Raw genomic sequence first — 6,774 nt, forward strand, 5'->3', positions numbered from 1 at the left:
TTGTTTTTCTTTGCCGAAACCAACCAACGATTGCCCTGGCTGTACGTCCTGAAGTATTTGTTATCGACAAGTATTTAAGCGTCGTGTAGTTGAATGGGTATTGTTAACCGGATCGGCATTGGACTACAGGCGCGGGCTAAGTGCGACTGGATGTGACGTTTTATGCTTGCTGTTTTGTACCACGATCCCTCATGTATTTTGCAGTAGCTGTAACTGGTGCTGCTTTTTTTGTACACTGTGCGTGTCCCACGGCCGTTATATGGAGGGCATACTTAGAGCGCGCTTGTTTGATCCGACCGTAACCAACCAACGATTGCCCTGGCTGTACGTCCTGTAGTACTTGTTTTCGACAAGTATTTAAGCTCCGTGCGGTCGAAGGGGCATTGTTCACCGGATCGGTACGGTACAATAGCCGCGGGCTAAGTGCGACTGGATGGGACGTTTTTTGTCGTCTGCCTTGTTCCACGATTCCCCGCGTATTAAGAAGGAGCCGGTAATGGTGCAGTTCATTTGTACCCTATGCGTGTTCCACACCCGTTTCTTGCAGTCCGTACTTGGAGCACGCCTGTATTTCTGTGCCGTAACCAAGTAACGATTTCCCTGGCCGTTCGTCCTGTAGTTCTTGTATTTGACAAGTACTTAAGTGTCGTGCGGTCGAATGGGCATTGTTCACCTGTGCGGTACGGGATATGAGTAGTGATCTAACTGCGACTGTATGGGCCACTGCGTATTAACAAACTCATTCACCGTGTTTTAATCATGGTGGATGACCACCTTTTTCGTTATTATCTTCGTGTGTTCCCTGCCATGTCATTATGTACGACATGGCAGTCTTTAGGTTGATCACCAACGCGTTTAACCCCTCGGTAGCAGTGGATATAAAACACTACGTGCCTATGGTAAGAGACTGTGGTGCAATTCGAATCCCAATTGCACGATAGTCTTTTGGTGTTACTCTATGCACTTTGCTCAAGGCTTCCGAGAATACGGACGGTTCTGTTTTCGACGAAGATCGACAGTTTTGGCGGTACAAGAACGACAATTGCGCGGTGGGCGCGTATGTCACCATCATGGAGTTCGTGTATACTCACCTAGGTCTCATTGGCGACGTGCCTCCAGAATCTTTGTTGGGGAAAGCGTTCCGATCCAGGCATTTGTTGAAAGAGGAGGAAGACTCAGAGGCTTTAGACGCCGTCCACATGTGCGTCTTGCGCGGGCAAACTGGTGCCGATATTTTCAAGTTCCTCTCGTACACTAAGATGGTCGAAATGCAAGCCCACTTAGTTGGCAGCGACGATTCGCTGGTCGCATCTTCCTTTGCCTGTCACGTTGGCGTAAAGGTGTGCGATGGGGACTTTGGGCGTCCTACTAAGAAATTGTTCCCAGTACGGATAACGGCAGACAACCATTACAATGTCGGTGATAGCCTCGCTCATTTTGTGCGTAGTGTTCAAGGACCGTTGCCGTCTGTGATTCACGTTAATCTTGCCCAGGATTGTGAGGTGACCCGGTCCATCCGGGGCATTCGCGTTTCTCGCTATGATCCCGAGAAAGGGTGCTTTGTCGAGATCTTGGTTAGGTATCGGTTTTGTGCAATCGTGGTAAATAACGGATCTCATTTCGAAGCTCTTTTGGATTGCCCAGATGGGGTGACTTGGGTGTACGATTCCATGGACGCAAACGGGCCGGCGGGTCAACTCAAACGGCGTGAATGTAGATCCGACATTGTGTGGCCCGATGCCGACTTTATAAGTCGAGGGTATGGGGTGGATCAGGTCTTGTTTGTCAAGGTCGAGGATGTGGCTTCGCGTTGTGATGCTTATGCAGTTGGCAACGATGCTCTGGCGTCTAGTTACCAGCGTAACATGAACTTTTTGGAAGATGTGACTTCACCTATTGGCTTTAGATGTATTTCTGACCCTGTCGTCCCAGATACGTTGCGAGGGCATGCTGCTATTCTAGCCGAAGAAGTACTTCGATGTTTGGTAACTTATGGCCACAAAATTCACCGTGACGACGAACCACGTCAACCTATCATGGAGTACTGGTCGTACGATGGGCTTGCGAGCGACAAGAAGGATGTCGCGCGTTTCACCCCGGCCAGGTACTCCGAACATGCCATTTCTGCATTTAATGCCATTCGCCTGTTCGTGGAATCGGGACTTCTCGGGACGTCAGTAACTCAACAACAGTGTGCAATGCGTGTGGCAGGGTTCCTTGTCGAGAACGTAGCGAGGAAGGTTTTGCGTAGTAACGACATGTCCTGTTGGAATTTGTCTAAACGTGAAACAGTGCTGGCCGCGCATCACCGGATCATGGGTAGTGCCGCCTCCCTGGAACATCGCACCATGAAACGGGGGCCATATTGCTGGCCTTCATCGGGCATGATCCGACGTGGAGTTCCGGTCGCAGGCTATAACCACGTCGACAATTGTGACGACGATCGCAGTGCTTTTGTGAATGTAGTCGTCATACTCACGGAGTATGGAGGTACGTCTACGATCTTCTTTCGTCTTCTTGGCGTTTACAATTAATTTGTCCTTGCGTATCTTTCATCTCAGTGCACACTCAATTCGTCCACCTTGACGATTGGCGCCACGGATCAGAGGGATCAACCGAGTGGTCGCGAGACTGTGGAACAGGATCCACGAAGGCTTATGCCGGTGGTGGCGTTGTTGGATGCTTGTCGCATACAATTTTTTCTTCGCACCGCCCACATCGAGCGGCAGCACCGCCCCTTGCGACCCCCGTCGTCAAACTATTCCTCCAATACCACCACACGGACATGCCGTATTCGCCTGTGGCTGACAGCCCCAGATTTGGCAGTCGGGCGGGGCCAGGTGATTTGCCTCCCTTGATGGGTGGCCTGGCGGTTATCAAACCGCCATGCATTTCTGTAGCGACAGACCCATTGACAGTTCCGCATGTACGGCGGGTGTGGGCGGCTGTGAAGAAATGGCCGGATGGTCGCGTTGTGCGGGCAGTATTGGGAGGCGGCAGCGTTTGGCACGATGCGCTATTGACCGAGTCCGATGTGACTCGTGGTCGTCGAGGGGGGTCTGATGAGATTTCAATGGCCGAGGATGACCTTCGTTGTGTGCTCGCAGAGTATGGGCTACGGGAGTTCGTGGATTATGTAATGTCTTGTTATGTACTGGGGGCTAACGGCACTGACTGGGTGCGGGGGATTTCTAGCACGAGACGTACTGAGATGGCAACTAATTCATGCAACCCGGTAGTAAGATTGGTGTATGTCAGAAACGTCTGGCTAGCTATGGTGCCGGGAGGCATCGTGAAATTGTTGTCCGGTCTGTGGGAGGTACATGATGTTGGGGTCCACGACCTTGGCGTCCCCATTGTCGTACTCGAGGCCGAAAGAGTGTGTCATGGGGTGGAGTACACGTGCATGTTGACCAAGCGTGGTATAGACTCGGGTCCGGATGCTGTCCGCGTAGCTGTGGCACTGTATCGAATTGGTATAAAGATAAGACATAGGGTCCCCTTATTACCCACTAGGGTGGAATCCCTCTTTCGACGTGAGTTAATGGAAACGCGTAACGGGAGAGACAATGCTGCTGCGTCTGCCGCAATAGCCCGGACCACTTTGACCATGGAGAATATTAGACTTGCTTGGTGTGCTCTCCGAGGAGCTCCCCGCGCATCTTACAAGAAGAAGAACATGCAGACGGTGGACATGGAAGATGTGTTCGCTGTGTATGGTTTGCTTCGTGGTGTGCACTACTTGTTGCGGGACAGCGCCCCCTTTAACAATTTGAAGGAAGAACAAGCGGGCTCAAAAGTCTCGTTTGTAGTGGTACGTAAAACGTCGCGGTGGGTATTGCGGGCGTCCGACGCCGTGCGCTCGTATTGGCACACTCTATTGGATGTACGCAGCGCGGGCGTGGATGTGACATCTGACGTCTCTCGTGCGTTGTGGCAGGCTGCACTGCCCGGCTTTTGTCCCACGCTGCGGCAGAGGAGGGACAGTGGGCCCGACGTTGTGCGTGTGATGGTGGCAATGCATCGCTATCTGGACGGTGGGAGGACAAATTTACCAACGGCACGATACGTCCAAGAGGACCACACATACCGGGAGGGTGGCGTGGGTGCACAGCTAACGCGACTTGAAAAGAGGGTAGGACAAGAAACCGTGGCAAATGCTGCTGCGGGTTGGGTGACACTAGCGTCGCTTCCTAACCTGTCCACTTCTCCAAGCTCGTCTCCAGGCTCATTAAGTAGTAAGTCTGATTTGCCTGTACTAACATTCAAGGACCCGCAGACATTGATGGAATTGGACCAGTGGGAGCACATGAATGATTACTGGAAAAAAGTCATTCCGAAGGACATCATTAGGCAAGGATGGGGACACCTGTCAGCCGACAGAACGTTGGGCTATACATTGACAGCCGACACCGGATGCCCCGTTAAGGGGCGTTTTAAACTTGGAGAACGTTGGGCTATTAGGGTGGATGGGGGTTCTGGACGTTGGGTCTGTGGCGAGGCGTGTATGGGTCGTGACGTCGTCAGTGTAACGTGGTCACCCGAGAACCCTAAGGAGGTACCACAGTGTGTTAAAATGCAGTTCGATGAGTATGACGGCCGCTTCCCGGGCGTAGACGACGCGAAGGTCATGGTTCCCTTCGCGCAGCTGGCTGACTACGGAGTGTCTAACGTGACGCTCAGTCAATCAAAAGTCCTGCCGAAGGACATCATTGGGCGCGTTTTGCAATTTCTGTGCGATCCTACGTTCCACAACCCAGAGTGGGGGGCTAACTGCATTATTTATGAGTGTGCGCGTTATCCTCCGCATTTGCAGCCCTTGTCCGCTCTACGACCAAAGCCATTCGCTCCTATTGGGACGTTCGTTAAAAAAAAAACCGGCACGGCGCACACCCCACCATGCCGGGCAGAGGTGGTTGTGGAAAAATTAAATCGCGGCTGTGCAGTTGTGAATACTTCAGCTCACATTGTCTCCCCCGACCCACTTTCGGGCACCCAGGAGAACCCACTAATGGTCGATTTGGATGTGGAGGCTTTACACAAGAAGCGTACGCGAGTCCGTAGCAACCGACGTTCTGATCTAGTAAGCGCCCCCACAGTCTCGCCCGACATCGCCACGTCGCAGCATGAAACGCTACATTTTCCCCGAAATTCGCCCGGGACCGACTTGAGCCGCGCATTTGTCAGGCCAAGGCGGAGTCCCCGTCCTGACAAAAGCCCCCTTGGAATCCCGGAAGACGTACGCATGTCTGGGCTTATTCCACCGTCAGCTCTACCGGCAGATAGGGTGGCCGCTGTCCGGGGTTCGACAGTACCCAACTACACCACACACGCTGCCCTAAGGGTATCTGAGGAGGCACCGTGGGGGTCTTGCCGCCAATGGGGTGCCTTACCGTCCGAGTGTGGCAAACCTCCCGAACCGTTTAAGGCCTACTACGACCTTACCGATCAGCTCGAATATAGAGGTGTATCAGGTTTGCACTTAACAGCGCAGGCGTTCATGGAGAATGAATTCACGGCAGCACTCGAGCTGATATCACCAATAATTCGCGACATCACAGGGGAGGATTTCTTTTACGGAACAGATGGGTCGTCCCCCTTAGTCGATCAGGTCACACCCCAGTCTTGGAATAGTGGGAAGCAGCCGTACCCACCCAGACACACAAAAAGTAGAAAATCCATGGCGGCGTTCGGGGTTAAGTACTTTTGCGACCATCGTTGGACAAGTGGTTGCCTGGAAACAGCCGTCATAAAACGAGAATACGCGTTCGACAAAACCCGTGCTATTTACAGCCTGGAGCTCTCCACGGGGCGGCACCGGATTGCTTGTAACCACGCTACTGCCAAAAATACGTTCACATCGGCGCCAGGTGATGTGGTCGCTGCTCTTCACCCCGCCGCGGACATGTATTTGCGCAAACGGCTACGTGCTAATCCCCGAGTAGTCTCCAGGGATCTTCTTTTGGAACTTGCCCAGTATTTAAGGCGGACGACGAGTCTGCATTGTTCTTACCCTGTAGACGAATCGGTGGTATTGCAGGGATCCCATCGTGGGCGTAATCGGTGCGCACACTTGCAAACGCTTCGCCTTGTATCGGAAAATGAACACTTTGAAGGTTGTAACTACATGCCGGCAACGATTCGGCGGTCGCTATCTGGTAAAGGTTTGGGACTCCCAGCGGGTGTTTTGCGACAAACGTGTAATGTCACTCCTGACGTCGGAGTTGCTTTGTATCCCATGATGGTCTTAAACGGACAATCTGTGTCCGGTTCATATACGCTTGAGCCAGAGGCCGAGAAGCAAGCCCAGCTTGCGGTAACGAAGTACCGGAAAGAGTTCGGTGGTGATAAGCGGAAGCGAGAAGAGTGCGATAATGGAATGCCTGCGACTCATACCCTGCGTGATGTGCACGAAACTTTCCTTGGAAAAAATCTGTTCCAGGCGTGGAGGGAGTTTGCCTTTCCCTCAGAGGGAGCAAAAAGGTGAGCAATGCCATACCGCGATGGTGATTGTAACATGCTTAATAACCTATACATTTGATCTGATTTCACCCCATTGTAGAGTGCAACTAGACATCAATCAATGGCGGTTAATAACCTTACTGTACCGACGTAAAACCAATGCCGAGATGCAACAGCGAGGCAAGAAGGGAAAGTGGCAAAAAACGTCTTTCGGCAAAAGCCCGGGGCCTGGAGATTACGCCGACGATGCCTACGGGTTCACGAACGACGACACTCCGTACGAATTTGTCGCTGTGTATTCCAGCATTGCGG

3 protein-coding genes are annotated in these 6,774 nt (G+C 52.4%); all 3 read left to right on the top strand.

Going from position 1 to position 6,774, the window contains the following annotated elements:
• The first annotated feature begins 965 nt into the window (after window positions 1–965).
• Entirely contained in the window at window positions 966–2,534 is a 1,569-nt protein-coding gene (locus QZ197_RS16035; protein WP_296433259.1) for a hypothetical protein, read from the top strand.
• Window positions 2,535–6,073: 3,539 nt separating this feature from the next.
• A complete protein-coding gene (locus tag QZ197_RS16040; protein WP_296433261.1) occupies window positions 6,074–6,487 on the top strand; it encodes a hypothetical protein in 414 nt (137 codons plus the stop codon).
• A gap of 76 nt (window positions 6,488–6,563) precedes the next feature.
• The coding region (locus tag QZ197_RS16045) for a hypothetical protein (protein ID WP_296433263.1) at window positions 6,564–6,774 on the top strand (211 nt) is incomplete at its 3' end.

The organism is Yoonia sp., assembly GCF_017854415.1.
Lineage (GTDB): Bacteria > Pseudomonadota > Alphaproteobacteria > Rhodobacterales > Rhodobacteraceae > Yoonia.